The following is a 26,292-nucleotide window of genomic DNA, read 5'->3' as shown; positions in this document are numbered from 1 at the left end:
ATTCGATATATTACCCGCTTTATATGTAGATTGTTTTATAGATTTAAGTTTTATTCTTGAACTTTTTTCTTGTTTTAAAATAGGGTAATTTTCGGGCGACCAGCAGCAAGATGATAAGTAATGTGCTTGTAATACTAAGTAAGTACATCCCAAACCCCAAAGCAATACCTACCCCTGCTGTTGCCCACACAGTAGCGGCCGTGGTCAAACCCACTATAGCGCCTTTTGAATTGTCCTTAAAAATGATACCGGCTCCCAAAAAACCAATACCGGAAACAATATTTGCAACAATCCGAGTTTGGTCTGCCACCTCAATATGCGTATTGATGATTGTTAAAAGTGCGGCTCCAAGACATACAGCTGCATAGGTTCGGATACCAGCGTCGTGGCCGTCAGCTTCCCTATCGATGCCAATTAAAATCCCCAATAAAACTGCCAACCCTAATCGTGGCAATAACAGTAGTTCAGTTTGAAGGTCCATTGATTATATTTGATTTTGTCTTATAAAATTAATAATCCGTTGTTGTTTACGTTCGGTTGCCACAATTAGGGCAAAATTTGGCATCCATAGGGATATCCTGCCCGCAATTGTCACATTTTCCCTTACCCAATGCTGAACCGCATTTTTGACAAAAAGCCGCACTTACTTCATTTTTCTCATCACATTTTGGGCATCTTATCTTAACCCTTGAATCTGAATAATCATCCCTGTTTTCATAATCGTGTTTGCGGTTATGTCTCCTTGAATGATGGCCGCCCCGGCCCATTCCGCGCAATAAATGTTTTAAAAATCCCATATTGTTTAATTTAAGTGTGTTTCCATATACTCCAATGCTTCGGGCATATCCAACTCCCGGGTACCGTTCCCGGTTCTGATAAAGAAATGAGAACGGTCGCCCAGGTTCAAATACACGGGTTTTTGCGATTTGCGGATCCTTACATAACAGATATCCTTTTCTTCAAATTGGTAAAAGGCCACCTTTGCCAAAGGGCAAAAATGGGTGCCCAAATTGACGGAAACCAATTGCATTACATACTGTTCAAACCCATCCTTGCCCGGTTTTTTTAAGGCCCCGTAATCTTGTCCCAGCCCTAGAATTCTACCTTCATCATCAACTCCGATAATTAAATGCCCGCCTTCGGTATTCATAAATCCTGCAATGGTCTTTGCCACTACCATTTCCAAGGCTTTGTTTACCTTACCTTGTAGAAGGTCCCACCGCAAGGTACTTTTGAATTCTATCTCGTGGTTTTCCCCTTTGTCCAATAATTCCCTTATTAAAGTAACCCCGACTTTCTCCCTGTTTAATCGAAATATCGTTTTTCTTGTGTAGAAGATTAAGGCGAGACTGCTTCCCATAATGCCAAACAGGATATTTTTTAGGATTTGGTCCATATCGCTAAAACCTACAGCTTGCCCAACTGCATTTTTGAACAAATACCACCAGTTGTCCACATCACCACCTTGGTCATACTGGAATAGGGAAAGGCCCAAAGGCTGTATGATGAGTATGCCAACCGCAAACCCTAAAACACTAGCAATAAGAAGATCTCGCCTGTTCAGGGCCGCTCTTTTTTGATAATGTATGCCCTTGGACAGTTTCATTTTCCTATATTTATCGGTTTAGAAATCAGATTGTCCAATTCCAAATATTTTTCTTTCATAAGGCTCAAAGCAAAAGCTCCCGCAGAAGCACTAAAAACAGAAAAGTCAAGCGCTCCTTTAATTCCGGTTGAAAAAGTCATAGACAAAGCAAATATTAAAAGTAGAAATCCGCTTAATTTTGCAAACAGTTCCGTTTTAAATCCTATTATCAAGAAAATCGCAAAAACAATTTCGGCTACGGTTGCCAAAATTCCGATTGTTGGGATTAGTGAATTGGGAATCCAAGGATTTATCATTTGGGTATAACTCAAGAAACTGTCCCAATTTCCCCAAACAGAAACTTCTTTGCTCCAAATTCCAAATCTGTCGGCTACTGCTGATAAAAAACCGATTGAAATTGCTAATCGCAAAAAGACTTTAATAATTTTGGCATTCATATCTTTTTTTCGTTTCTAATTTCCGTAGCGTTTGGTCAAATGCAACGCAACTTGTTCTCCCGTGACCATTTTTTACACTCCTCAAAATCTTCCTTGCTTATTTCACCCCTCGTAAAACGTCCTTCAAGATTTCCATTGTGCAGTCTTTTCTCTGTTTTTGTCTATGGGGTGGGATGAGGATTATCCAGAGCCTCCAGCATATCGTACATGCCCCCAAAATACCAGTCGTCCATCATAGTTGTGTTGTTTAAAAAAGTTATTAATTCAGTTTAAAAGCCATCTTTTTCAATCCATTTTTTAGCGTCTTCCTTTTGGCTAATGTCAAAATATTTAATGTTGGCATTGGTAAAAGGCTTCATAAATTGTCCTGCCCATTCTTGCCACTTTTTTTCACCAACCACTGCAATTCTCTCATAATCCCTTTCATGGGCAACATCCATTTTAAAATCTTCCCACAAACCTTTTATGTTCCACCCTTCAAAATTGTTCATCTCAAGATACCAACGTAGTTTTAAGCCTTTATTAAGTATGGTATGGATTATTGGGTGCACCTTTTCAATGTCCTGCTGTTGCAATTTTCCACTAGCAATTGTAGCAATCACATTATCGTGTTTTATGCCGGTTATTTGTAACATCTAATAAAATTAAGTTAATTGATCGTGCAGCGGAAGTGCATTATTGCCCATTACAAGTTTATATTTTCTGCCAAATAACCTTTGGGCAGATTAATATGTGGAATTTTATGTTCGGTCAAGCATATCGTTTCGTTGCAATTGTTGCAATGAAAATCTAAATGGAGGGTCGTTACCGACCTCACATTCACAATCGTACTCCAACAAGGCGTACGAGAACAGGAAAATGCCCAATGGCTGTATGATAATTATGCCAGCTGCAAACCCTAAAACAATAGCAATGGGAAGTCCTTGCCTGTTCAGCCCTCCTCTTTTTTGATTATCTATGCCATTGAGCGGTTTCATTGCAGCTTATTTTTTCTTGTTTTCCCGTAACAGTTTCTTTCGCTGTTCAAACTCTTCCTCGCTTATTTCGCCCCGTGCAAAACGCTCCCTCAGGATTTCCATTGCACTGTCTTTTTTCCGTTTTTGTCCCGGGGTGGGGTAAGGAATTAGGAATATCCAAAAGATGAGGATTATCCATAGTCCCCACCATATCCAGTGCATGCCTCCAAAATACCAGTCTTCCATCATGATTTCTCTGTTTTTAAATTAATTTAACTGTTTTAATTATTTTCTTTCTCTATCCATTCTTTGGCCCATTTTTTTTCATCTGGGCCGAAGAATTTAATATGCGCCCTTGTAAAGGGTATCAAAACTTCCGTAAACTGTTCCTGCCATTTTGGGTTACCCACTAATGCAACCCGTTTTAGTCGCTCCTCATTGGGAAGTTTCAGCTCAACACCTTTCCAATACGCACTTGCGGTCCATCCCTCAAAATTTTCCATCTCAATGTACCAGTACACTGTGTTGTGTGCCTGTATGTGGTCTTTTAATTGAGGTATCAAATTGTCATAATCTATAGCGTCCAATCTATTTTGAGCCACCATATATACCTTACCTTCATTTTTATAAATCGTCATCATTGTTCCAATTTTTTAAATCAAAAAATTTAATCCAGGTCATCGCTGCACTTCTCACAGACCCCCTTTGCCACCAGGTTGATATCTTCTGCCACATAGCCTTCCGGCAGGTTTATTGCTGGAATTTTATGCTCGGTCAGGCACACCGTTTCCCCACAGCTATTGCAATGAAAGTGTAAATGGAGGTCGTTGCCGACCTCGCATTCACAGTCTTCTTCGCACAGGGCATATTTAATTATGCCGGTACCATCCTCAATTTGGTGCACGATTCCTTTTTCCTCAAATGTTTTCATAGTACGGAAAAGCGTGCTCCGTTCCGAGCGTTCAAAATCTTTTTCGAGCTCGCCCAGGCTAATGGCCACTTTTAGTTGCGCCAACCGCTTATAGGTCAACAGGCGCATTGCCGTAGGGCGGATGCCTTTGCTTTCCAACTTTTTTACTATTTTTTCCATTCGCTACAAAAGGGTTTAGAGGTCGTAACGCTTTAAGGATTCCCCGGTTTTTACCTGAAAAGCATCTTCAATATCTGATAGATAAATGATCCCATCCCCGGGTTCAGTTGTTTTTGCATTTTCAAGGATAATCTCGATTGCTGATTGTGCTTCTTCATTTTGACATACCAGTTCCACCTTTACCACGGGACTGTTCGTTACGTAAAAATCGAGTGAAGGTCTAGCGCCTTTTGCCTTGAAGGCTCCAGTTCCTTCTGCTTGTGACAGGGTCATACTTTTAAATCCGTTATTCGATAGGGCTTCAATGACCCGTTGTATCCTGTTCGGTTTTACAAATGCTTTTATTTCTTTCATAATTATTTATTTTTAATCGATTTTGACCCGAGCCTGTCCTTTTTAACTAACTAATTAAGACGATAAACAAACTCGGGATCAAAACCTTTGATTGATATTGGATTAATGCCCGTGTTCCAGTTCGCCCTTGACCATTTCCGAAGAAAGGGTGTAGGCTCCAACTGTGACAACCTTAATATTTTTTGCCATTTCTGAAGGAATATTGATTTCCACAAAGCCAAGGTCGTTTACGCCTGTGCTTACCGGAATCCTTTTAAATTTCATCGTATTCCCTTCCGTTTCACCATCCTCTTCTAAGATGAAAATGTAAGACTGTTCGCCTTCCTTTACTATGGCTTCTTCAGGGACGGCATATCCGGATTTCTCTCCTTGTACTATTCTGCCCTCCACATACATTCCAGGCAGTAGGTCCTTATCTTTGTTTTCTATATCTGCAAGTACCTCTATGGCTTTTGGGTCTGATTCGAAAGTCTGTCCTACAGATCGTACAGTCGCTTTTAGTAGTTCATCTGGTCTCGCCGTAGTCGAAAAAAGGATTTGTTGTCCTTCCTTGATTTGTTTTATATCTTTTTCATAGACTTTGAAGTTGACATAAATCTTGGAATTGTCACTTATTGAAAACATTTTGGACTGTGGCGCCACATAATCGCCAAGGCTTATCATAACTTCATCTACATATCCTTTTATAGGGGATGTTATGGGAACAGCGGAGTATATCTGGCCTTCGGCCACTTTGTCCGGGTCAATGCCCAACAACCTCAATTGGGACCGTAAACCATTGACGCTGGAAGTGGTGGAGCGGAATTTTGACTGTGCCATCTGGAACTCTTTGGCCGAGGAAACACCTTTGTCATAAAGGGTCTGCTTGCGTTCAAAATCCTGTTTCAAAAAGACCAGTTCATCGTTTTTTTCCTGGTAATCCTGTTGCATTGCAACGATATCTGGGTGTTCTATATATGCCAGCACCTGGCCTTTGTTGATGTTGTCGCCAGGGATTACCTTGATCGCGCTTACGTTCCCACCTACAAATGGACTGATATTGGCCTTGTCCTGGGGGAAAAGCGCCAGCATTCCTGTTACTTTAATGTTGTTCCCTAAATTGCGTTCTTCCAAAGGTTTCATTTCCAAACCTATGGTCTCGGCCTGTTGTTTGGAAATCTCCACCACGCCTTCTTCGCCTTCTTCTTCTTCATTATGTTCACCTTCTTCTTCGTGGGCATCACCGTCCTCTTTCATTTTTTCAGAGGTTTCGCTATTTTCGTTATGGCCCAATTCCGACTTGGGTTTATCATTGCAGCCAACCATCAAGAAGACCATTAATGCTACACTTACTATTGCTATATTTTTCATTTCTTATTCTTTTTTTAGATTATAGGTTGCCCAATTGATATTGTATCTCAATGGCCTGTTGGTTATACTGGTTGATAAAATCCAAATGGTTTATTTTTATGTTGATGGCACTGTTGAGGATGGTGATATAGCTCACATAGTCAATTTCCCCTTCCTTGGAGGCCAGTTCGGCAGTGGTCAATTGTTCTTCGGCCAGGCGCAGTGCTGCTGCTTCATAGTAGTTCAGCGTCTTCAGCGTTTTGTCCTGGGCTTTGTAAAGTTGGGAGACAAGGCTCCGGGTGACCGCTTTTTGTGTCAAATACTGGTTTTCGGCCACCATTGCATCTGCCTTTGCCGCCCTTACCCTGTTTTTTTGGGGAAGGAACCACAAGGGGATGCTGATACCCGCCTGATATGCATTGAACCCCGTAAAATCATTGTACTTGAGCTTGTCATAGCTCAGGCTGAACTTTGGCAGGAACTGGGATCTTTCTACCTTCACGTTCGCCTTGCCCACTGCTGCGTTCTGCAGGTCGAACTGCAACAAAGGGTTGTTCCCTATATCCAAACTATCGATAACGGGCATAAGGTTTATGGTCCCATAAGGCCCATCCATCGTTTCGATGGGGCGGTCTGTCCCCAGATATTGCTTTAGTGCCCTTTTGGCGATCTCGATGTCGTCATAGGCCTGTTGCCGCAACACCTGTATTTGTTGGTACTCCGAGGAAGCGGAAATATAGGCGAGTTTTCCGGTCTCACCGCTATCGTACCTTAATTTGGCCGCACTTTCAAAATTGGCATAGATGCTGTCCAGCCTCTCGGCAAGCTTCAGGCGGGCCTTATTATAGGCAATCTCGTAATAGGCCTGCATCACATCACGTACCAACTGTTGTTCGTTAAGTTCATAGAACTTTTCCCCAAGTTGCACGCGCTCTTTATAAAACTTGTTTTTTGAAAACCCGGAAAGCAGGTCAATGTTTCCCTGTTGTACCCCGTAGGTACGCAGTATTCCCTGCTGCACCCCTTGGTCTTCCCTGCCGGCATATAAAAAGGTCCTGCCCAGGTCAAAACTGGTGCCCTTCAACGCCTGTTCCCTGTCTATGAACGCTTGCCCTTCCTTAAGGGTGGGATAATTTTCCTTTGCCAAGGCAACGGCTTCTTCCAAGGTAAGGGTTTGCGCCAACTGATTGTCCTGTGCATTTGTTGAATTTGGGATTAAAAACCCTCCCAAACTCAATAATACGATAATAACCGTTGTACCTTTCTTGATGTAACTTGCGTCACCACCATTGCTTTTCTTTTCTTTGCGTGCTTCCAGCCAATAATACAGGACAGGAACGACGACCAATGTTAAAAACGTAGCCGTAATTAAGCCCCCAATAACAACTGTGGCCAAAGGCCGTTGTACTTCAGCGCCTCCAGAGGTGGAAATCGCCATTGGGATAAAGCCCATAATAGCAGCGGTTGCCGTTAGAAGTATGGGCCGCAGCCGCTCGTGGGTCGCTTCATATATCCTATCTTTTAAATTTGTCATTCCACTTTCTTTTAATTCATTGAATTTGTTTATCAGTACCAATCCGTTTAACACCGCTACTCCAAAGAGTACGATAAAACCAACACCTGCCGATATACTAAAGGGCATTCCCCTTATCCAAAGGGCGAACACCCCACCGATGGCTGCCAAGGGCACGGCCATATAGATCATAGTGGATTGTGAGAAAGAACCAAGGGCGAAGTACAGCAGGATAAAGATGAGTGCCAACGCAATGGGTACCACGATCATCAATCGGTCGGTCGCCCTTTGCAGGTTCTCGAACGAGCCCCCATAGGTAATATAGTATCCCGGTGGTAGGTCCAACTGCGCATCGAGTTTTTGCTGCACCTCCTCGACCATTGACTTAACATCCCTGCCCCGTACGTTCACCCCTACATAAATCCTTCTATAGGTATTGTCACGTGATATCTGCATCGGACCCGGTTTATAGCTGATATCCGCCACTTCTTTCAAGGGTACCTGATTGCCGTTGGGCAAATCGATATAGAGGTTCCTGAGATTGTTAATATCCTTACGGTATGCTTCCGCCAATCGTATGACCACTTCAAACCGCTTCTCGCCTTCAAAAATGACACTGGCGCTCTCACCAGCAAAGGCGGCGCTTACATAGTCGTTCAGTTTATCGATGGTCACCCCATATTGGGCCATCTTTGCACGATTGTAAACAACGGTCATTTGCGGCAAGCCACTGGTAGCCTCCGCCCGTACATCCCCGGCACCCGGCACAGTCTGGATGATGGCGGCCATTTCGTTGGCTTTTTCTGCCAAAATATCCAAATCTTCCCCATATATTTTGATGGCCACATCTTCCCGAACCCCAGTCAAAAGTTCATTAAAACGCAATTCAAGGGGTTGGGTAAATACAAAATTTACCCCGGGGATCACCGAGATCTTTTCTTTGATTTTTTCTATGAGTTCCTCTTTGCTTTCGGCACTTGTCCACTTGCTCTTGTCCTTCTCAAGGATGATATAGCTATCGGCGATATCCATGGGCATGGGATCGGTCGGGATTTCTGCAACCCCGATCCGTGAGATCATCGTCTTGACCTCTGGAAATTCGTTCACCAAGTTCTGGAGTTTTTTAGAGGCCTCGATGGATTCGGTAAGGCTGCTCCCCGGTTTGATAAGGGCTTGCATTGCTATATCGCCCTCATCAAGTTTAGGGATAAATTCGCCTCCCATATTGCTGAAAATAAATCCCGCAATCATAAGCAAGGCAACAGCGCCTATAACGACTCCAGCTCGAAAACGAAGTGCAAAATTTAGCAATGGCACATACCCTCTGTTTAAACCGGACATTATTTTATCACTGAACCTATCAATCTTGTTTTCAAATTTGGCAAACCAACTATTCTGATTTTTAGCAGGTTTTAGGAACATCGCCGAAATCATTGGAACATACGTAAGACAAAGGATAATCGCTCCTAAAACGGCAAATCCGAACGTAAACGCCATTGGACGGAACATTTTTCCTTCTACACCAGTCAAAAAGAGAATTGGTGTGAATACAATAAGGATAATAAGTTGTCCAAAAAATGCCGAATTCATCATCGTACTTGCCGATTCATAGGCGATTTCATCCATTTCAGACTGGCCAATGGCGGTTGTGGTTTTTTTCATCCGCTGATGGATATGGAGCACCATCCCTTCCACGATAATGACAGCGCCATCAACGATAATACCAAAATCGATCGCACCCAAGGACATCAGGTTTGCCCAGACCCCAAACTGCTTCATCAAAATAAAAGCAAATAAAAGGGAAAGGGGTATTACCGAGGCGGTTATCAGTCCGCCACGGAGACTTCCCAGAAGCAGTACCAAAACGAATATTACGATCAACGAGCCTTCTATCAGATTTTTTTCAACCGTGCTTGTGGTTCTTGCAATCAGCTCAGCACGGCTTAAAAAAGGTTCGATATAAACGCCTTCAGGAAGTGATTTTTGTATCTCGTCAATACGTTTTTGTACATTATCAATAACATTACTGGGACTTTCCCCTTTGAGCATCAAGATCTGTCCACCGACAGACTCGTGGCCATCTTGGGTAAAAGCACCATACCGTACTTGGTTGCCATAGCCTACTTTTTCGGCAACGTCCCTGATCAGTACCGGTGTGCCGTTTTCCGTACTCACGACGGTATTTTCCAGATCCTCAAGGCTACGTGCCAACCCTTCGCCCCGGATAAAATTGGCCTGGTGGTTTTTTTCAATATAGGCACCGCCCGTATTGGCATTGTTGGCTTTTAACGCATCAAAGACCTGGCTCATCGTGATGCCAAAACTATTGAGCCTATCCGGGCTGAGGGCAATTTCATATTGCTTTACATAACCGCCAAAGGCATTGACCTCAACCACCCCCGGCACCAATGCCATTTGGCGTTTTACGATCCAGTCCTGGATGGTACGCAGTTCCATAGCGTCATATTGGTCTTCATAACCTTCTTTTACCTTTAAGGTATATTGGAATATTTCGCCCAGACCTGTTGTTATGGGCGCCATAAAAGGTGTGCCGAAACCTTCAGGGATTTCTCCGGCAACTTCGGTTAATTTCTCTTGTACCAATTGCCGTGGCAGATAGGTGCCCGGTTCATCCTTGAATACAATGGTAACCACGGACAGACCAAAACGGGATACTGAACGCAGCTCGATAACGTCAGGAAGATTTGCCATTGCCAACTCCACCGGATAGGTAACAAATTGTTCTATATCTTCTGTCCCCAAGTTTGGGGCAACGGTAATAACCTGTACTTGGTTGTTGGTAATATCGGGTACGGAACCCAGGTTTATAGTGGCCATGGACCAAATGCCCGTGCCCACAAGTGCCACTATAAAGAGCCCAATAATAAATTTATTATTGATTGAAAATGAAATGATTTTGTTAATCATAGAAAAAGTTTAATGAATTATAAATAGTAGTGAGTTGACCACAATTGAAATGGGCCACGATAATTTATAAGATACCTGCCTTTGCAGATAATTCATTAAACCTTGGGGGGTTGGAAAAGAGATTCCAGATATCTGGAATTTAATTGGAAAGCGTAATAATTGAATTGATTTTGTGCCCCGTGGGAAACCGTATTAATTGATATAGGTTGAAAAGGGGCAAAGAACACAAAATGTTGACAACATGGATGGCTCGTATGCAAAGGGACATTTTCATGGTCTGAATCTGGATGGTGGTTATCCACTTTTCCATCATCATTTATGTAATCTTCATAAAGATATTCAAAAAAAGAATATCCATCATCTTCTTTATGGTCTTGATAATGAGCAATAAAATGGGATATTTCTTCAATCTGCTCACAAACTTCCATATTGGCTGCTATTCCTTGAAAAAAGAATAGAAACGACATCGATATGGAAACGAATATTTTCATAAAGTTTGACAAAAATACAAATTAATCGATGCACAGGTTGTGCAAAAGCTATGGTTGTTCTTTATTAACTAATTTTAGTTAACCTTAAATATAGATTTTGCCTCTCTATAAATCCGTTCAAAATTGAGCTTTAATTCATCGGTTGTGAAATGTTGATGAGGATTTGGTATTTCCCTTTTAATCGTTTGTAGTTTAAATTGAACTCTTTTATCCTTGCCATCAGCAAAAGTTATAAACTCGCCTTGTTTCAAACGAAAGAAAACATCTGTCCTGCGTTTGGAAACTTCTTTTTCGCCTGTGGTAATCCGTCTATCAAAATTAAGATTGAACCCCTTATTAACGCTTGTAGTTTCCATTTTTACCAATTCAAAAAAACGTTCATAATATCTGGCGGTGCCTGGGTCGTTTACCTTACCGAAAAATTGATAGGATAGGTTGCTTAAAATAGCTTTACTAGCTTTATCTCCATAGAGCATATCATTCTGTATTTTGTCCTGCATCACATAAATTGTGGGAATATCATAGCTTCGTAAAGTTGCCGGAATGCGGTGCAAATTAAGTATAGCTAAATCAAAATAAAACATCATAATTTTGAGTATAAAAAAAGTTCATCGGGATCGTAGCCAAATTTTCGTCTAATACTTTTAGCTTGTGCCCATTTCTTTTCTATTGGATTTAGGTCAGGACTATATGGAGGTAGGAATTCTACGATAAGCCCTGCCTGTTCAATGGCTTGCATAGCATCATTTCTTTTATGGAAGGTAGCATTGTCAAGTACGATCACCGAATGTTTAGGAGTGTTAGGGATCAACTCCTGTGTCAACCATGCATAAAACACATCTGCATTGATATAGGTATCGAACAGACACACATTGAACAGCTTAAAGTCAGTTATTGCCCCAATAGCATTTACCCTACCTCTTGCATGCCAATCCCTACTGGCGTAGCACCGTTGTCCTTTTGTACTATAACCACCACCCCTTGGCGCATCCATAGCAAAACCACTCTCATCAACATAAACAATCTGGCGTTGTTCTATAAACTCATATTTCAATATCGTAAGTTGAAATATCAACCGCTTTAGAGAATCGGCTTTAGGATTGAATAGCGTTTTTTTTATAGCTGATTTTCAGGCGCCTCAAGGCATAGTATATAGCACTTTGACTTACCCCAAACTTTTTTGCGCGTTCATATTGAAAATGATCTGGATTGTCACAAGCAACTTTCCTCAGAGAATAAAGTGGTTTCCGCCCAGAGTATCAAAGCTCGGTTCTACGGTACTGATGAACACCAGAAAACCTTGTTGGAATTGATGAGCTATCACAATTCCCACATGAAAAACGTGTTGAAATCCGGAACGATGAAAAATTATCGTACCACCGAAACCTATTTAAAAGAGTTTTTAAAGCAGAAAATGAGCTGTAATGATATCGACATCAAACAAATCAACTATCGGTTCGTAACCGACTTTGAACAGTTTCTACGCCAGTATTCTGCTAAGGTTTCTCGCAAGACTTGTGGCAACAATGGCACGATGAAACATTTGGAACGTTTTAAAAAGATGCTGAACCTTTCAATTAGGCTGGAATGGCTGGTTAAAAATCCTTTTGATAGTTTTAAATTCAGGTTCGAGAAAAATGAGCGGCAATATCTAAGCAAACGGGAACTTCAACTAATAGAGGGCACTGAATTTACGAATAGCAGCTTACAAAAAGTTAAAGATGTTTTCATATTTTCCTGTTATACCGGGCTTTCTTATGTAGATATAAAAGAATTGACCATTCATCAAATTATTAAAGGAATCGATGGTAGCAACTGGATCTATACCAAACGTGAGAAAACAGACGAAACGGTAAAAGTGCCACTTTTGCCCCAGGCCCAAAATATTATGGATCAATATGCCGATAGTATAAAAGACGAATTTTTATTCCCGGTCTTTTCGAATCAAAAAGTCAACAAATATCTAAAAGAGGTGATGCTGCAATTGAAAATAAAAAAGACCATAACATTTCACTCTGCCAGGCACACTTTTGCCACCACGGTAACTTTATCCAATGGCGTTCCGATAGAAACGGTTTCCAAACTCTTGGGACATACCAAATTATCTACCACTCAGATTTATGCTAGGGTTTTAGAAAATAAATTAAGTGAGGATATGATGCTGTTGAAAGAAAAACTAGGATCATGATTTTAAATAATTTTGATCGAGTACGAAATCAAGCCCCGTATCTACCGAACTAATACTATGAATTGTTTGGGATATTTTATTAAATGAATATTCTATTTTAGAGCATGTTTAAAAACAAATTTGGGTGAAAGTTTGTAAAAAAAGTTGGGCAGTATAAACTTTGTAGTTCACAAATAAAACAGAGTTTATGAAATCGAGATACACCCGATCGACTGCCCAACAGTGGGAAATTATGAAAAAATTCCTTCCCGTTAAAATCAAGGGCCACTATAAGTTGCGCGACATTGCCGACGCCATCCTTTGGATATTGCGCACCGGCTGCCAATGGCGGAACCTACCGGAATGCTTTCCCAAATGGGAGAGCGTCTACTACCATTTCAGGAAGTGGGGCCGGGACGGCACCCTTTCAAGGCTGAACGCAGGGCTGAACATGATGGAGAGGAAGCGGCAGGGAAAGGGGGCAACGCCCAGTATGCTGTCGATCGACAGCCAGTCCGTCAAGGCGGGGCCGATGACCTCCGAGTCGAAGGGCATCGACGGGAACAAGAAGATAAACGGACGGAAACGGCACGCGATCACCGATACCCTCGGCCTGGTATGGGGCGTTGTGGTAGGCGCGGCGAACCAGGCCGACGGGGCGGTGGCCGAGAGGGTGGTGGAGCCCCTGTTGGGCTATCTGGACCGGATGGAAAAGATACTGGCCGACCATGCCTACAAGAAGGTGTTCATGGAGTGGGTCGAGAGGACGGTAATAGGGCTGGAAGTGGAGATCTCGTCATGCCCGCCATCCTCGAAAGGCTTTGTCCCGGTAAAGTGGAGATGGGTGACCGAAAGGACCTTCGGGATCTTCAATTTCTTCAGGCGACTGGACAAGGATTATGAAAAAACACCGGAAAGTCAGGAATATTGGGTATTGTGGCAGAATTGTCAGATTATCCTCAATAGAATCGAATGATTCTTGTGAATCGTTTTTAAACATGCTCTTAGAAAAATAAAAATTAAAGCAATTAGTCTTTTAAAATCTTCGCAACCTCAGGGCGCAAATCAAGATTGTCATGACAATCTTGATTTGTTGATATTTAGTGTAAATTAATAACTAAGTTATTGATCTTTTAATTAATGCAAGTGGCGTGGAGTAGGAACACGTTCTTCTTGGCTTAATTGTTTTTTATTTGGTATCTAAAATATCTATTTTTACTGATAGCCCGCTATTTGCGGGCAACCTACTTAAGTTGCGTATAGTTTTTTCTAGTGTTTTATAATCAATTTTTCAATCACTCGCTTCTTACCGTTAGATAAGTGTAAAATATACAACCCATCCTTGAGCATGCTCACATCCATCTCATGGTTGACTTCTTTAGTCGTTGTTCTAAAGAACAACCTTCCATTGAGGTCAAACAATTCTATTTGGAACACCGTGTCTTTTTTATTTTCAACAACCAAGGAGTTTGAGTTGACATATAGCGTTTGGTCAGCTGGGTTAGGATGTAAAATTGTGTTGCTCGATAGCGAGTTGCTTAGAGGAGAAGGTGGTCCTCCAGAACCACCACAGGATGGATCATTGTATCCACAATCACATAAGGTGGGCTTATAAACAAGGACGGGATAGGACTGAGACCACCCGCAATTGTTCCTTATGCTTATGTACACGGTCGTAGACTCACCATCTTGTAAGTTGTAACTGTCCGAAGAAAATTCATAATGGGCAGATCCTGAGTGGTATGTGGTTGTTCCGTTGTGGTATACTTTGAATTCCAATGCGGCATCAGGATAAGTAGCACTGATTCTATAATTAGGCTCATAGCAAGAACCAAAGGTTGTTTTCGTTATTTTTGCTTGGCCTACCCAAACCTCTTTTCTTACTGTCCCAGTTGATAGAATAGCTTCTATAAACCCTTCTCCTTCTCCATTTGCCTGTACGGTTATGCTATTACTGTTAGAAGATATTTTTTGTAAATTGGAAGAAACAACCCAGTTTACAGAAACGCCATTTGGAACTTGAGATAAACTATAGAATGTATTCGAATTACAAACTGTATTATTGCCTATTAACTGCATATTCCCTAAAATTACTTCCTCAACTGCTTTTAAAGCATTTACCCTGCCATAGCCTACTTCGCTATTCCAAGTTCCATTTGGCTGACCTGAAGTATTAGAATAACTATATCCATTAACTTTATCAGTATTTCGCTCTAAGATCCCCCTCGCTTGCTGTTGAGTAAGATTTGGATCTGCCGATAAAATCAAAGCAACAACACCCGCTGCATTTGGACAAGCTGAAGATGTTCCGTTAAAATTAGATATATAATCTCCAAATCTGTAACCATTTGAACCTGAAATATCTGTTGTGTATATTTGCACACCAGGTGCAACAATATCTAATGAAGAACCAAAATTACTCCCCCAAAACTCTCCATCACAAGATGATAAATCTTTTCTAGTATCACATATTGAACTGGCACCAACAGAAATGACATTTTCTAAATTAGCTGGAAAAGATACAGGGTTTCCATTGCCACCAGGGTCATTCCCTGATGAAAATAATACTACTGAACCCCTAGGGTTGCCGTTTGTGTCTACTCTCCCATTGTTAACTGCATTGTTTATAGCGATTGTTACAGTTGCAGATGTAGAACCCATACTCCACGAGTTACTTAGAATATCCGCCCCATTTTGCCAAGCCCAATTGATTCCATTAGCTAACCAGGTATCATTAGACACCCATGCTCTTCTGTTATCTCCTAATGGAAAACCATTTGAAAAAGCAATCCTTACAGGAAGGATTTTTGCATTATAGGCAATACCCACAGTTCCTGTTGTATTATCAGCAATGGCAGCTATTATACCAGCACAAGCCGTTCCGTGTGCATCGTCATTATCTTCATTGGGTGCACCGTTTGAGCCATTCCCTGTTGCATCAAATCCAGGCAACAGGTTAGCTGTCAAATCAGGGTGTATAAGATCAACACCTTCATCAATTACAGCTACTACGATATTGTTGCCCGTTGAATACGCCCAAGCCTCTTCCACATCCATATCGGCATCAACCGTTCCGCCTAGGTAACCCTGATTATTGATTGACCATTGATTGTTGAAGAATGGGTCATTGGTATGAGTTTTAATAAGACGAAGAAAATTAGGCTCTATAAATTCAATTCGATTGTCATTTTGTAGTTGATTGACAAGAAGCAACAGTTTAGAAGTTTCTAAATCTAATTTTACTAAAAACAAGTTTTTTTCAAACTCATTGGATTGAAATGTGAAATCTAAATCTTTAAATATTTCATTCAAAGAAGCATTAGCTTTTAACTTAACGCTCAACTCCCCTTTAGCAATCTGTCGAGTACCGTCCTTGTAAATCAAAACTGGTTCTACCCTTTGAAAATCAGTTGATATTTTGCCTTTCAAACCCTGTCTTCTTTCTTGATAAGTACCTTTTAAATCCGTCATTTTCAAAATAGCGGAATTGTTGGTTAGTCCTTCAAACTCATCATTTGCAATTCGTAGAATGGCTAACTTTTGGCTAGCTTCATACTCTACATAAAGTTGCTCTTGTGAAATTGTAAATTCAATGTTCTCTCCATTGAGGTTAAAGTTCAGTTTTTCTTGTGCTTGTATGAAGAACGTAATCAATAATGTGATTAATAGTATAATTTGTTTCATAGTCTTTCAATTGATGTTAATGTAATATATTCAAAAGTTTCGTCTGCCGGGAACGCCACAGGCAATTCGCAAATTCTTTTGAGATTGCCTGAAAATTTAACTTCTACAACTTCTCCCGAAACTATAATATCATCAAATTCACTTCCTAAAAGATCTTCATTACAAACTATCATATGATGAATACAATTGGAACAGTTTTGTTCCGTATAGCCAATCCAAAACGTGTTATTGTAATAATCATCTTGAGAGTCAATTTGAGTTTTATAGGCGATTTGACCAATTAAATTCGTTGATTCGGGAATTATTGTTCGTGTCTCAGACTCACAGCCACAATCTGGTGGTGGTATGTCGTCATCTTTACAACCAGTAAAAAATAGCGTAATAACTAAGCAGCTAATAATTGTAAATGCTACTTTCATACTGTTTAATAAATTTTTCATTATTCCTTAATTTTTTTCATTAGCACCGTTATTTAAAGTTAGTAATTGGCATTTGTTAAAATTCTGGCTAAATTTTAATTAACTTTAATTTTGTTCAAATCACTAATTCATAGGACTTTATCTATTTTTAATTTCTGAATTTTATCAAAAAAATATTTCCCTGGCTCATGAAATTAATCAAGATTTCTTGAGTCAGAGAATTGTGTCTCCATTGAGGTTAAAGTTCAGTTTTTCTTGCGCTTGTATGGAAAACGTAATCAATATAGTATAATTTGTTTTACAGCCTTTCAATTGATTTTAATGTAATATATTCAAAATTTTCGTCTGCTGGGAACCCCACAGGCAATTCGCGATTTTTTTTGAGATTGCCTGAAAATTTAACTTCTCCCGTAACTATAATATCATCAAATTCATATCCAATAATCTCATAATTAGCTTAGTATCAAACTCCGAAACGCAAAGAGAAATTATCCTAATTCTATTATTAGTATTCTTAAAAAAATCTCCTGAAATTATTTCTAATATTATTTGAGATGTGAAGTAGGGTATTGAATCTCAATAAGTTAAATTTATAAAAAATATTAATAGGAATGAATATTTTTATAAATATTTTCTTACGTCTAACTCTTTGTAGAGCTTCGCCAAGAAAAATGGATGGAGGTATATAATTTATCAAACTTTAAATCTAAAAGAAGTATGATTGGACACTGTACTATATTTTGAAGATATTTCTTTGCAACCGCCGGGCGCAAAGCAAGATTGTCATGACAATGACACATCTTGCTTTGCTTCTCCAAATGAAATTCTCCCATGTGGCATTTACCGATAGAATTTTAAGTCTCAATCAATTTTAATTTTTAAAAAAACTTTAAAAGGGAATTGTGTAAAATTCATATTTACTTTTTTTATCCTGAGCACTTTCCTTTTTTTTGATTTGCCTTAAAATTTTCTGATAATAAATATTCCTAAACTATTAAATTAATTTACTTCTTTCAGAGCCTTCGCTACTACCTTTTTTTGATGCTATTCCATTCAAGATTTAGAATTAGGAAAGGACTTATAAAAGGGCAAAGTATGAAGCCCGGCTTATGCAGTCCGGCTAACTTCTAAATCTTGTCCTTTTGCATCAACTAAAAAAAGTAGTAATGAAACGGAAAATTAGTTTTTAGGAAAGTCTATTTTAAAGAAAATCATATCTTTACAGCACAAAGACGATCAAATAATATGTAAGCTCTTTGTTTTGTGAAGTTTGGTGAATCATTCGGTGAAACATCAAATTGATTTTCAGTGAAAGTACTGTGGATAGGGCGTTTGTTCTTGAATAAATTATCCTGCCACCCCGACTTTTAATGTTTTAAATGACATTAAATAATACCTAAAAAAAATGATTTTCAATACTTTAATAGAATTGAGGATCATTTGTTTTTATTTAAAACCATCCTTAAAGTGACCTAATCGGTCACCTGTTCGGTTACCTTTTTTTTCTTAACTTCAAGTATCCTACTGGACTTTTCAAAGTGATTTGATTTTCGTTTATCTCATTTTTTAACTTTTAAAAGAGAAAGCAATGGAAACAAAAATCACATCAGTATCCTGTTTTGGAAAGCTACAACTGACCAATGATGGGATCATGAAACATATGGAGCGCTTTAAAAAATTACTGAACCTTGCGATAAAATTAGAATGGATGCTCAAGGATCCATTCCGGGACTATAAGATGAAATTCAAAAAGTTTGACCGGGCTTTTTTAAGCAGGTTGGAGCTTCAAAAACTGGAAGAAACTATATTTACCAGTACCACATTGGAAAAGACCAAGGACATCTTTCTATTTGCTTGCTATACCGGTTTATCTTATGTAGATGTAAAGAAACTTTCAAAAAAACCATTTGGCAAAAGGTATTGATGGACGGGACTGGATGCACTGTCTCCGCAAAAAGAGCCAAACCTCCATAAAAATACCACTTTTAGAAAAAGCCAAGACTATATTGAATCTAAAAAATTCCCCGATGGCTCTGCCTCGAGGTTTTCGTTTCACCTCTCCTTGGGAAAGGTCAGAACTGCCCTTTTTGACAGTTCTGGGTAAGGTAAAATACAAAATTTCGATTTTTGGCCCTGAGGCCAAAATGAAACCGGAGAAATACCTCTATGGCTTGCCTCGAGGATAGTCGGTTTCAAGAAATTTTTTATGGTGACCGTGACCCATTGCACCGTGGCCTGGATTATGCCCTGAATGATCGCTGCCACCATGATCCATTTTTGAATGATCCATAGCTGCTTCATGACCGTGCTTGGCCTTTAGCAAGGTGGTCTTTTATATCAACTTCTTTTTTCTTGGCTGCTGCCTTTGCAGGTTCCTTCCCTTTGTTGTTATTCCCGTGGTGATGATGTTGGGGATTTTCCATAATTTTTTAGGTTTAAGATTGCTGGTTACCGTAATTTTTTTCGCATTGCTTCTGAAATATTTTCAGCATAGACGCCGTAGGCATCTACCAAAAGGCCCTTTATTCCATCTTTCGAAGATATAGCATATAAAACACTATTATCATCGGTGCTGCTCATTCCTTCAAAACGATAGGTTTTATCTACTTTAAAATCTTCGGGGTGGATTTCTATTTTTAGTGAAGCACATTCCAAGCATTCCGGCTTTAAGTTGAAATTGTACGTGTAGTCGTTTATCTGTAAATCATTGATAGCTTCGGAGAGGGTATCGTAATTTTTCATTTTTCTTTATTTATAGGTTATTGTAAAATAACTTCCATCTTCTTCTGTAAACTTCTGGAAGGACAGCAAACCATTATCATGTAGTTTTTCGTTGACGGCATAGTCGAGTTGCTTAATACGCAGGCCCAATGCATAGGCTTTGATTTTGATTTTTGACCTTATAATTTTAAAGCCTTTGCCAACTTCCAAACTTCTGTTATAAATCTTTATCAAGCTTTTAGAACCAAAAAAATTCAGCAATCCCGAATCAAAACTCATTTCAAGTTCAATATTCTCCAAGTTATCAAAATCATATAATTCCTTGAAATTTTTTGAAGTGGTATTGATTTCGGTTTCTTTTGATTGAGGATTGGAAAACGGAAACGCCATTAGAATTATACTAGCTTCCTCAGGCTTACAGCGATAGGTCGTGGTGTATTTGTTGGTAGGATTTTTGTTTTTGTCAAACAATTCCGTCACAACCTTAATCTCATAATATCCATTTTTATTAATGGTGTTTCCAGCTTTAAAAGTTTGTTTGTTTAAAAAACCACCTTCTTCATCAAAATTTTCACGTTCTATAAGCCTTCCTGAAATCTGCCCAATGAGCATTTCGGTCTGGGCATTTATTGTAATGCTGAATAAAATAAATAGTAGTACAAAGCCTTGTTTTTTCATATATGCTGCATTAATTTCTTTACTTCTTTTGCCATAATATCGCTTAAATCAATAGCATTTGAAGGATGTGGAATGGTATTGCAAGTTACTATTTTTTCTATTCCAGAATCCAATAAATCCCGATAAGCATTACCTGAAAAAACCGCATGAATGCCAACACATACAGGTGGTTTCATTCCGGCTTTTTTTAAATGTTTCACCGTTTCAATCATGGTATGCGCCGTGGAAATAATATCATCTACCAATATAGGTGTGGCATTTTTGTATTTTTCCACATCAGGCACCGAAACCTCTACATTACGGTCGCCGTGACGCACTTTTTGCAATACCGTAAAAGGTGCTCCTGCTTTTTTGGCAACTTCGGAAACCCATTGTTCACTTTCCGAATCGGGACCGATAAGTACCGGGTTTTCTATGTTTTCCTTTATCCATTCTGAAATAGCATTGGCAGCGTGAATCACTTTATTTGGAATATGGTAAACTTCTCCCAAAGAACTAATTCTATGTAGGTGTGGGTCAACCGTAGTAATGCTATCGGCAAAACCTGAAATCAATTTTCCGAAGAAACGAGAAGTAACACCTTCACCTTCATGAAAGGCTTTGTCCTGTCGCATATAGGCGAGATAGGGTGCTACCAAACAGGTGCACATTGCGCCCAATGATTTGGCCGTATGGCTTAAAAAGTAAAGTGGCAACAGTTTTTCGTCTGGTTTGTGCAAGGTGCATACCAGTACAACACATTTGTCTTTGACGTCAGATAAAATGCATGTATAGGATTCCCCATCTGGGAATTTGCGTAAGGTGGATTTCCCTATTTCTGCGTTCATTTTCTTGGCCATCAGTGCTGTGAGTTCTTCGTTTCCGGGAAGGCTGAACAATATCGTTTTCATATCTGTTTTTAAATAATAGTTATAATGTTGTCGTGGTTGTTTTTATAGGCCAAAGCATAGTTAAGCTCGCCTTTGGATTCTGCATAAATGGTGTACAACAATTGGCCCTCTTCAATTTGTTCTCCCAAATGGGCATTTAAAAGAATCCCTGCCGATTTAGATTGAGGCGCTCCCGAAAGCTTGGCAAGTTTTGCAATCTTTCTGTTATCTATTCGCTCTAAAATCCCAGAGGCTTCGGCTTTGATTTCGGTTTTATAGGGTGCTAAAACAGGTTTTGAAAAGCGGCCTTGTGCTTTGCAAATGGCAATAAATTTTTCATGCGCTTTTCCAGATTTGAGAATTTGATGTGCGATTTCTAATCCCTTCCCTTTTTCTATTTTACCAGAAAGTTCCAATAGTTCAGCGGCTAAAAGCAATGCTCTTTCTGTTAGGTCTTTAGGTGCATCTGCTTCATTTTTCAAAACTTTTAATATATCTATGGCTTCTAAAGTGGGACCGATACCTCTTCCGACAGGTTGTGTTCCATCTGTAATCATAACTTTCACATTCAGCCCAACAGCGCTACCCACGGTTTCCATATGGTTTTTTAATTTTTGTGCCATTTCCTGGCTGCGCACTTTAGCGGTTTCTCCCACAGGAATATCAATAACGACGTGTGTGGATCCTGCGGCAGCTTTTTTTGAAAGTACCGAAGCAATAAGTTGCCCTTCGCTGTCAATATCCAAAGCCTTTTCAATTTTTATGAGCACATCGTCCGCAGGGCTTAATTGGGCCGTACCGCCCCACACGATGCAACCCCCTTCTTTTTCTACTACGTTCTTTATTTCTTCGGAAGAGAGGCTTACATTGGTCAATACTTCCATAGTATCTGCCGTTCCAGCAGGTGAGGTAATGGCTCGCGACGATGTTTTGGGCATGGTAAGTCCACAAGCGGCAACAATAGCAACAACCAATGGGGTTGTCCTGTTGCCCGGTAATCCACCAATGCAATGTTTATCGACTACGATTTCTTGGTTCCAATTCAGCTGTGCGCCAGAGGCTATCATTGCCTTGGTGAGATCGGAAATTTCCTCGATATCCATTCGGTCACCTGCACAGGCAGTAATAAATGCCGAAAGGTGGATGTTGGAATAATCGCCTTCAGCGATATCGGTTATGATTTCATTAAATGCTGAAAAATCCAATTTTTGATTATAGATTTTGGCCCGAACGTGACTTAAGGATTCAATAGGTTCCAAGTGTGAAACATATAAGGTTTCATTTTCGGAAACATTCAGTTTTTTAGCAGCAGCATCAGATAGTCCGATTTCATTTGGTAACAGAATTTCTGAATTTAAAACATTAAGACTTGCTACGATTGATGTGGTTGCATTGGATATCCTTATTCGGGTAAGCGCCTCAAACCCTTCTGAAATACAGACGTGGCAATCTTCATGCATATATACTACGTTTTCGTTCTGGGTGTAAATGCCGAGGTACTTGTATTTTAATATGCTTGAGGGTTGTTCCATAATGTTCAATTTTCAAAGGCCTATTCTATTTCTTCAATGCTATACAATTGTGGGATTATAGCATTCCAACCATAGGTGTCTTTTATCCCTTTTTGTAATGCTTCTGCACTTTCTTTTTCACCGTGAACAATGAAAATCCGCTCTGGCTTATGCTTGAGCTTGCTCATCCAATCAATTAGTTCAGTGTGGTCTGCGTGTGCCGAAAGCCCTTCGATTTCAGCAACTTCCATATGAAACGGCACCCATTTTCCATAGACTTTTAGTTCTTTCTCACCTTCCAATAATTTTCTACCACGGGTGCCTTCGGCTTGATAGCCTACAAAAAGCAAGGTGTTATTTGGATTTTGCGCTTGGGTTTCGAGATAGTTGAGCATTCTTCCACCTGTGAGCATTCCGCTTCCTGCAATTACTATTTTTGGTTTATTATTGGTTCTCAGTTCCATAGTTTCCCGATAACTGCTTACGACTGTGAAATGCGAACACATTTCATCGCATTCATTGGCTTCCAATCTGTGCCAATCCCTTGTACGATGAAACAATTCCAATACATTGGCTCCCATTGGGCTATCCATTATCATTTGAACTTTGGGGATTTTCTTTTCTTTCAATAATTTCCAAAAAATCAGCATCATCAGTTGGGCACGTTCTACGGAAAAACTTGGTACAAATAGACTGCCCCCTCTATTAATGGTGTCGTTGACCAATTTTTCAATCTGTGGAATGGCTTCCACTTCATCTGGATGAAACCTTCCTCCATAAGTAGATTCTATAAAAAGCACATCGGTTTTTTTGGGTTTTAGTGGTGGATAGAGCAATAAATCATTGGTTCTTCCAATATCTCCTGAAAAGACAAAACGTTTTCCGTTTACATCCAACTCGATGTAAGTTGCACCCAAAATATGCCCGTTGTACTGGAATCGCGCCCTGATCCCATCAAACAGTGGAATCCATTGGGATTGTGGAATCCCTTTAAAAAGGGGCAGGGTTTTTTCTACATCCTTTAAATCGTAAAGCGGTTCTGCCGGGTTGTGTTTGGAATAGCCCTCTTTGTTGGCACGTTCGGCTTCCTGTTCCTGTATTTTTGCACTATCGTTCAAGATAATTTTGGCGATATCCAAGGTGGGATTGGTACCATATACCGAACCTCTAAAACCTTGTTTTACCAATCTTGGCAGGTAACCTGTGTGGTCTAAATGGCCATGAGTAAGCAATACCAGATCAATTTCTGAAACTTCCACGGGTGGATATTCCCAGTTTCTAAGGCGTAATTCCTTTAACCCTTGAAAAAGTCCGCAGTCTATCAATATTTTTTTATCTCCTGTGTCCACTAAATATTTTGAGCCGGTTACTGTACCTGCCGCTCCCAAAAAGTGAATGTTTATTTTATTGTTTTTCATTTTTATTGTATTTGCTTAGTGTCCGGCACAACAGGAAGACGTGTTGACTTTACCTTGGGTCAATTTGTATGGATTTACTATCTCATGGTATAGATTGCGAGAATCTGATTTTATAGGCGGGGCTAGTTTCTTTATAGACTTTTGTTCGGAGTTTACCATATCCAATAATATTTCCAATGCTTCTTCAAGAAGTTTTGGGTCATCTTCCAATGCTTGGTAAAATGGTTCCAAATCTATGTTGTTCTGTTTATGTAATCCTTCTGTTTTCATCTATATTGTTTTTAAGATTAATGAATGTTTATTATTCTTTGTCGTGGTTTTAATTTGTTGTACATAACTCCCGTGAATCTTCGAGAATGTTTTTGTGTCTTTTTTTATCAATTCCTATCTGCTCCAATAATGCAGGGTTTTCATGAAGTTCTTTGCAAAGCACGATGCCTATATCCAATAACTTTGTTTTTTCTGATTTTGTTAGTGTTGTTAAAGCAGTAAGTGGATGTAAACCAGACTTATCTATTCTATCTTTTAGGCCGTCTCCCATTGGGTAGTCCCAACTTGTCAATAACAATCCCACACATTTTCCATATTGCACTGCATCACTTGTAAATCGTGTATTGGTGTAAACAACTCCTTTATGAAGTTTAGCCTCGTGACCCTTTTGGAGCCCCCATTGTTTTTCCACATCCAAAAATCTCGAATAGATATATAAAGGGATTTTCACATTGCAAAACCTGCCTTGGTCACTGTGGTATTTGCATTCAATCATATAATGTTTATTATCTTTTTGCGCTATCACATCCACTTCGTGCTGCACGCAATTGCCTTGGACAATCACCCCTACCTTTGTTTTAAAGCCTTCGTGTTCTAGTAGCTTGCCGGTCAACTTTTCAAAAGGAAACCCTGAAGGCCCCAATTCCATCAGGGCTTTTTTGAGCTTGTACTTTGAAGCACTTACCCGTGATTTGCCTTTTAGCATTTTAAATGCCATTTGATAAATCTTTTTGGTTGTAATTCCTTCATATAATTGGTGTTCAATTTGCTCAACAATTTGCGGAATCAACTCTTCACTTGCTTGGGAACGTCTTAAGGAATTGATAAGCTTATCCACATCAAAAGCTACCACGTCGCCAGAATATTTAATTATTTTGATTGGGCTTTTCATTTTTTGATATTTATGGTCATTACCGGTAGTGCGGAGTGGTTTGCGACCCCCTCAGCGATACTTTTGGAGAACAAGCTCAAAAAACCTGTGCTTCCACGGGTGCACATCGCAATCAAATCGGCATTCTTGTAAGCTAAGAAGTTGTTTATACCTGTTTCCACGGAGGGTTCGTTGTATACGTTCATCGAATGAGTATTTAATTGAGGGAACTTTTTCAAGAACTCTTTGATGGGGTTTAAGCCTAGTTCTATACTGTTAAAATCAGTCTCGGTATTGATCCTCAATAAATGGATATGTGCACCACATTTTTCGGCAATCGAGATGACGTGTTCAAAAGCTTTGCTTACATCTTCTGAAAAATCTGAAACAAAAACAATATCCTTGAATGGAAAGGTGACCTCCTCTTCTTTAACAACAATTACAGGATCATCCGATTTTCTTATTATTTTTTCCACATTACTGCCAAATAATTCACGTACTCCACCCTTGGTGCCACTACTGCCGGTAACTATAAAATCATGGTGAAAATGACCTGAATGTTTTAAAATATCGGCATGTCCAGCATTAAATTCCAAAAAGGTCCTACTTACCAGTCCTTGGCGTTCCGCTTTTTTTTCCAGTTCTCTCAAGTCAGCTTTAGCACTTCCTATTTGTTTCAAGGTTTCGGGATATCTTTTTTCTTTTAATTTGTCCAATTTTACCCAATCCACAGGAGTAGTTATTAAATGTAAAAAGTGTATTTCAGCATTGTATAATTTTGCCATTTTAATGGCAAGATGTGCAGCTTTTGTACAGTTTTTGGAGAAATTGGTTGGTACGAGTATGTTTTTCATAATTTATTGAATTTTATGTTTTTTAAATCAATCTTATGCCCGTAAAAAGATTCCAATAGTGATAGTATTTTTGGTTTAACTGTTCCTGTCCTATCGTGTGGACACAATTATTTAATATTTTAAGGG

General features: G+C 39.6%; 29 protein-coding genes and 2 pseudogenes. 4 read left to right on the top strand and 27 right to left on the bottom strand.

The genetic code is table 11. The features are described 5' to 3' along the window. Positions 1-43: 43 nt before the first annotated feature. From JM83_RS18895 to JM83_RS19820, 16 genes and pseudogenes are all read right to left on the bottom strand, one after another. Positions 44-481, bottom strand: a complete 438-nt coding sequence (locus tag JM83_RS18895; protein WP_144963622.1) for an MgtC/SapB family protein — start codon at positions 479-481, stop codon at positions 44-46. 46 nt (positions 482-527) lie between these two features. Continuing rightward, a complete protein-coding gene (locus JM83_RS18890; RefSeq protein WP_144963621.1) occupies positions 528-797 on the bottom strand; it encodes a zinc ribbon domain-containing protein in 270 nt (89 codons plus the stop codon). A 5-nt stretch (positions 798-802) separates the two neighbouring features. Continuing rightward, positions 803-1,606 carry a helix-turn-helix domain-containing protein gene (locus JM83_RS18885; RefSeq protein ID WP_144963620.1) on the bottom strand — a complete coding sequence of 268 codons (804 nt, stop codon included), beginning with the start codon at positions 1,604-1,606 and terminating at the stop codon, positions 803-805. Then, on the bottom strand, positions 1,603-2,043 hold the full coding sequence (locus JM83_RS18880) for a DoxX family protein (protein WP_144963619.1): 441 nt from the start codon (positions 2,041-2,043) through the stop codon (positions 1,603-1,605). The genes JM83_RS18885 and JM83_RS18880 overlap by 4 nt, the downstream gene beginning before the upstream one ends. Before the next feature lie 269 nt (positions 2,044-2,312). Then, positions 2,313-2,678, bottom strand: coding sequence for an STAS/SEC14 domain-containing protein (locus tag JM83_RS18875; RefSeq protein ID WP_144963618.1), 366 nt, complete (start codon positions 2,676-2,678; stop codon positions 2,313-2,315). A gap of 50 nt (positions 2,679-2,728) precedes the next feature. After that, positions 2,729-2,891 (bottom strand): annotated as a pseudogene (locus tag JM83_RS18870) (transcriptional repressor); the annotation flags it as partial. A gap of 135 nt (positions 2,892-3,026) precedes the next feature. Beyond that, positions 3,027-3,248, bottom strand: a complete 222-nt coding sequence (locus JM83_RS18865) for an SHOCT domain-containing protein (RefSeq protein ID WP_186435045.1) — start codon at positions 3,246-3,248, stop codon at positions 3,027-3,029. A 32-nt stretch (positions 3,249-3,280) separates the two neighbouring features. Continuing rightward, positions 3,281-3,640, bottom strand: a complete 360-nt coding sequence (locus JM83_RS18860; protein WP_144963616.1) for an STAS/SEC14 domain-containing protein — start codon at positions 3,638-3,640, stop codon at positions 3,281-3,283. 26 nt (positions 3,641-3,666) lie between these two features. Beyond that, entirely contained in the window at positions 3,667-4,089 is a 423-nt protein-coding gene (locus tag JM83_RS18855; RefSeq protein WP_144963615.1) for a Fur family transcriptional regulator, read from the bottom strand. Between the two features lie 15 nt (positions 4,090-4,104). After that, positions 4,105-4,443 carry a P-II family nitrogen regulator gene (locus tag JM83_RS18850; protein ID WP_144963614.1) on the bottom strand — a complete coding sequence of 113 codons (339 nt, stop codon included), beginning with the start codon at positions 4,441-4,443 and terminating at the stop codon, positions 4,105-4,107. A gap of 102 nt (positions 4,444-4,545) precedes the next feature. Next, positions 4,546-5,793 (bottom strand): efflux RND transporter periplasmic adaptor subunit, encoded by a 1,248-nt coding sequence (locus tag JM83_RS18845; RefSeq protein WP_144963613.1) that lies wholly within the window; start codon positions 5,791-5,793, stop codon positions 4,546-4,548. Between the two features lie 19 nt (positions 5,794-5,812). Next, positions 5,813-10,213, bottom strand: coding sequence for a CusA/CzcA family heavy metal efflux RND transporter (locus JM83_RS18840; protein ID WP_144963612.1), 4,401 nt, complete (start codon positions 10,211-10,213; stop codon positions 5,813-5,815). Between the two features lie 95 nt (positions 10,214-10,308). Beyond that, positions 10,309-10,704, bottom strand: coding sequence for a hypothetical protein (locus JM83_RS18835; protein WP_261376874.1), 396 nt, complete (start codon positions 10,702-10,704; stop codon positions 10,309-10,311). A gap of 74 nt (positions 10,705-10,778) precedes the next feature. After that, positions 10,779-11,273: pseudogene (locus tag JM83_RS18830) on the bottom strand (TraM recognition domain-containing protein); the annotation flags it as partial. 14 nt (positions 11,274-11,287) lie between these two features. Further along, the gene (locus JM83_RS18825; RefSeq protein ID WP_222430258.1) at positions 11,288-11,824 is read right to left on the bottom strand and encodes an IS630 family transposase; all 537 of its coding nucleotides are present in this window, start codon (positions 11,822-11,824) and stop codon (positions 11,288-11,290) included. After that, complete coding sequence (locus JM83_RS19820; protein WP_222430259.1) at positions 11,799-11,936, bottom strand: IS630 transposase-related protein; 138 nt, start codon at positions 11,934-11,936, stop codon at positions 11,799-11,801. The genes JM83_RS18825 and JM83_RS19820 overlap by 26 nt, the downstream gene beginning before the upstream one ends. Here JM83_RS19820 and JM83_RS18815 point away from each other — a divergent pair. Both JM83_RS18815 and JM83_RS18810 read left to right on the top strand, forming a co-directional pair. Continuing rightward, on the top strand, positions 11,885-12,892 hold the full coding sequence (locus tag JM83_RS18815) for a site-specific integrase (RefSeq protein WP_261376873.1): 1,008 nt from the start codon (positions 11,885-11,887) through the stop codon (positions 12,890-12,892). The genes JM83_RS19820 and JM83_RS18815 overlap by 52 nt on opposite strands. A gap of 187 nt (positions 12,893-13,079) precedes the next feature. Then, positions 13,080-13,847, top strand: a complete 768-nt coding sequence (locus tag JM83_RS18810) for an IS5 family transposase (RefSeq protein WP_144959460.1) — start codon at positions 13,080-13,082, stop codon at positions 13,845-13,847. 293 nt (positions 13,848-14,140) lie between these two features. On the opposite strand, the gene JM83_RS18805 is transcribed toward JM83_RS18810, so the two are convergent. Then, a complete protein-coding gene (locus JM83_RS18805; RefSeq protein ID WP_144963609.1) occupies positions 14,141-16,555 on the bottom strand; it encodes a S8 family peptidase in 2,415 nt (804 codons plus the stop codon). Continuing rightward, positions 16,552-16,995, bottom strand: a complete 444-nt coding sequence (locus tag JM83_RS18800) for a hypothetical protein (RefSeq protein WP_144963608.1) — start codon at positions 16,993-16,995, stop codon at positions 16,552-16,554. The genes JM83_RS18805 and JM83_RS18800 overlap by 4 nt, the downstream gene beginning before the upstream one ends. Before the next feature lie 1,567 nt (positions 16,996-18,562). Here JM83_RS18800 and JM83_RS18795 point away from each other — a divergent pair. Together JM83_RS18795 and JM83_RS19250 are read left to right on the top strand one after the other, a co-directional pair. Next, a complete protein-coding gene (locus JM83_RS18795; RefSeq protein WP_144963607.1) occupies positions 18,563-18,898 on the top strand; it encodes a phage integrase SAM-like domain-containing protein in 336 nt (111 codons plus the stop codon). Continuing rightward, entirely contained in the window at positions 18,882-19,160 is a 279-nt protein-coding gene (locus JM83_RS19250) for a hypothetical protein (protein ID WP_186435044.1), read from the top strand. Before JM83_RS18795 ends, JM83_RS19250 begins: the two co-directional genes overlap by 17 nt. Positions 19,161-19,271: 111 nt before the next feature. Here JM83_RS19250 and JM83_RS19705 read toward each other — a convergent pair whose 3' ends face one another. The 9 genes from JM83_RS19705 to JM83_RS18750 are packed head-to-tail and all read right to left on the bottom strand — an operon-like array spanning position 19,272 to position 26,166. Further along, positions 19,272-19,397: a hypothetical protein gene (locus JM83_RS19705; RefSeq protein ID WP_261376872.1), complete on the bottom strand. Its 126-nt coding sequence runs from the start codon at positions 19,395-19,397 to the stop codon at positions 19,272-19,274. Between the two features lie 25 nt (positions 19,398-19,422). After that, positions 19,423-19,716, bottom strand: coding sequence for a phosphoribosylpyrophosphate synthetase (locus tag JM83_RS18785; protein ID WP_144963606.1), 294 nt, complete (start codon positions 19,714-19,716; stop codon positions 19,423-19,425). 6 nt (positions 19,717-19,722) lie between these two features. Then, a complete protein-coding gene (locus JM83_RS18780; RefSeq protein WP_144963605.1) occupies positions 19,723-20,373 on the bottom strand; it encodes a hypothetical protein in 651 nt (216 codons plus the stop codon). Beyond that, positions 20,370-21,263 (bottom strand): ribose-phosphate pyrophosphokinase, encoded by an 894-nt coding sequence (locus tag JM83_RS18775; protein WP_144963604.1) that lies wholly within the window; start codon positions 21,261-21,263, stop codon positions 20,370-20,372. The genes JM83_RS18780 and JM83_RS18775 overlap by 4 nt, the downstream gene beginning before the upstream one ends. Positions 21,264-21,271: 8 nt before the next feature. Continuing rightward, positions 21,272-22,774 (bottom strand): thymidine phosphorylase family protein, encoded by a 1,503-nt coding sequence (locus JM83_RS18770; RefSeq protein WP_144963603.1) that lies wholly within the window; start codon positions 22,772-22,774, stop codon positions 21,272-21,274. A 20-nt stretch (positions 22,775-22,794) separates the two neighbouring features. Next, positions 22,795-24,171, bottom strand: a complete 1,377-nt coding sequence (locus tag JM83_RS18765) for an MBL fold metallo-hydrolase RNA specificity domain-containing protein (protein ID WP_144963602.1) — start codon at positions 24,169-24,171, stop codon at positions 22,795-22,797. Between the two features lie 15 nt (positions 24,172-24,186). Further along, positions 24,187-24,441 carry a hypothetical protein gene (locus JM83_RS18760; RefSeq protein WP_144963601.1) on the bottom strand — a complete coding sequence of 85 codons (255 nt, stop codon included), beginning with the start codon at positions 24,439-24,441 and terminating at the stop codon, positions 24,187-24,189. A 49-nt stretch (positions 24,442-24,490) separates the two neighbouring features. Continuing rightward, positions 24,491-25,333 carry a restriction endonuclease gene (locus JM83_RS18755; protein WP_144963600.1) on the bottom strand — a complete coding sequence of 281 codons (843 nt, stop codon included), beginning with the start codon at positions 25,331-25,333 and terminating at the stop codon, positions 24,491-24,493. Beyond that, positions 25,330-26,166: a universal stress protein gene (locus JM83_RS18750; RefSeq protein ID WP_144963599.1), complete on the bottom strand. Its 837-nt coding sequence runs from the start codon at positions 26,164-26,166 to the stop codon at positions 25,330-25,332. The genes JM83_RS18755 and JM83_RS18750 overlap by 4 nt, the downstream gene beginning before the upstream one ends. Between the last annotated feature and the right edge of the window lie 126 nt (positions 26,167-26,292).

Source organism: Gillisia sp. Hel_I_86, from assembly GCF_007827275.1.
In the GTDB taxonomy this organism is placed as follows: Bacteria; Bacteroidota; Bacteroidia; order Flavobacteriales; family Flavobacteriaceae; genus Gillisia.
Note: the sequence above shows the minus strand (reverse complement) of the source record. Positions and strands in the feature narration are given on the sequence as shown.

Excerpts from the sequence above, each read along its gene's own strand:
- JM83_RS18895 (WP_144963622.1), bottom strand. The coding sequence starts at position 481 with ATGGACCTTCAAACTGAACTACTGTTATTGCCACGATTAGGGTTGGCA.
- JM83_RS18890 (WP_144963621.1), bottom strand. The coding sequence starts at position 797 with ATGGGATTTTTAAAACATTTATTGCGCGGAATGGGCCGGGGCGGCCAT.
- JM83_RS18885 (WP_144963620.1), bottom strand. The coding sequence starts at position 1,606 with ATGAAACTGTCCAAGGGCATACATTATCAAAAAAGAGCGGCCCTGAAC.
- JM83_RS18880 (WP_144963619.1), bottom strand. The coding sequence starts at position 2,043 with ATGAATGCCAAAATTATTAAAGTCTTTTTGCGATTAGCAATTTCAATC.
- JM83_RS18875 (WP_144963618.1), bottom strand. The coding sequence starts at position 2,678 with ATGTTACAAATAACCGGCATAAAACACGATAATGTGATTGCTACAATT.
- JM83_RS18865 (WP_186435045.1), bottom strand. The coding sequence starts at position 3,248 with ATGATGGAAGACTGGTATTTTGGAGGCATGCACTGGATATGGTGGGGA.
- JM83_RS18860 (WP_144963616.1), bottom strand. The coding sequence starts at position 3,640 with ATGATGACGATTTATAAAAATGAAGGTAAGGTATATATGGTGGCTCAA.
- JM83_RS18855 (WP_144963615.1), bottom strand. The coding sequence starts at position 4,089 with ATGGAAAAAATAGTAAAAAAGTTGGAAAGCAAAGGCATCCGCCCTACG.
- JM83_RS18850 (WP_144963614.1), bottom strand. The coding sequence starts at position 4,443 with ATGAAAGAAATAAAAGCATTTGTAAAACCGAACAGGATACAACGGGTC.
- JM83_RS18845 (WP_144963613.1), bottom strand. The coding sequence starts at position 5,793 with ATGAAAAATATAGCAATAGTAAGTGTAGCATTAATGGTCTTCTTGATG.
- JM83_RS18840 (WP_144963612.1), bottom strand. The coding sequence starts at position 10,213 with ATGATTAACAAAATCATTTCATTTTCAATCAATAATAAATTTATTATT.
- JM83_RS18835 (WP_261376874.1), bottom strand. The coding sequence starts at position 10,704 with ATGAAAATATTCGTTTCCATATCGATGTCGTTTCTATTCTTTTTTCAA.
- JM83_RS18810 (WP_144959460.1), top strand. The coding sequence starts at position 13,080 with ATGAAATCGAGATACACCCGATCGACTGCCCAACAGTGGGAAATTATG.
- JM83_RS18805 (WP_144963609.1), bottom strand. The coding sequence starts at position 16,555 with ATGAAACAAATTATACTATTAATCACATTATTGATTACGTTCTTCATA.
- JM83_RS18800 (WP_144963608.1), bottom strand. The coding sequence starts at position 16,995 with ATGAAAAATTTATTAAACAGTATGAAAGTAGCATTTACAATTATTAGC.
- JM83_RS18795 (WP_144963607.1), top strand. The coding sequence starts at position 18,563 with ATGGAAACAAAAATCACATCAGTATCCTGTTTTGGAAAGCTACAACTG.
- JM83_RS19705 (WP_261376872.1), bottom strand. The coding sequence starts at position 19,397 with ATGGAAAATCCCCAACATCATCACCACGGGAATAACAACAAAGGGAAG.
- JM83_RS18785 (WP_144963606.1), bottom strand. The coding sequence starts at position 19,716 with ATGAAAAATTACGATACCCTCTCCGAAGCTATCAATGATTTACAGATA.
- JM83_RS18780 (WP_144963605.1), bottom strand. The coding sequence starts at position 20,373 with ATGAAAAAACAAGGCTTTGTACTACTATTTATTTTATTCAGCATTACA.
- JM83_RS18775 (WP_144963604.1), bottom strand. The coding sequence starts at position 21,263 with ATGAAAACGATATTGTTCAGCCTTCCCGGAAACGAAGAACTCACAGCA.
- JM83_RS18770 (WP_144963603.1), bottom strand. The coding sequence starts at position 22,774 with ATGGAACAACCCTCAAGCATATTAAAATACAAGTACCTCGGCATTTAC.
- JM83_RS18765 (WP_144963602.1), bottom strand. The coding sequence starts at position 24,171 with ATGAAAAACAATAAAATAAACATTCACTTTTTGGGAGCGGCAGGTACA.
- JM83_RS18760 (WP_144963601.1), bottom strand. The coding sequence starts at position 24,441 with ATGAAAACAGAAGGATTACATAAACAGAACAACATAGATTTGGAACCA.
- JM83_RS18755 (WP_144963600.1), bottom strand. The coding sequence starts at position 25,333 with ATGAAAAGCCCAATCAAAATAATTAAATATTCTGGCGACGTGGTAGCT.
- JM83_RS18750 (WP_144963599.1), bottom strand. The coding sequence starts at position 26,166 with ATGAAAAACATACTCGTACCAACCAATTTCTCCAAAAACTGTACAAAA.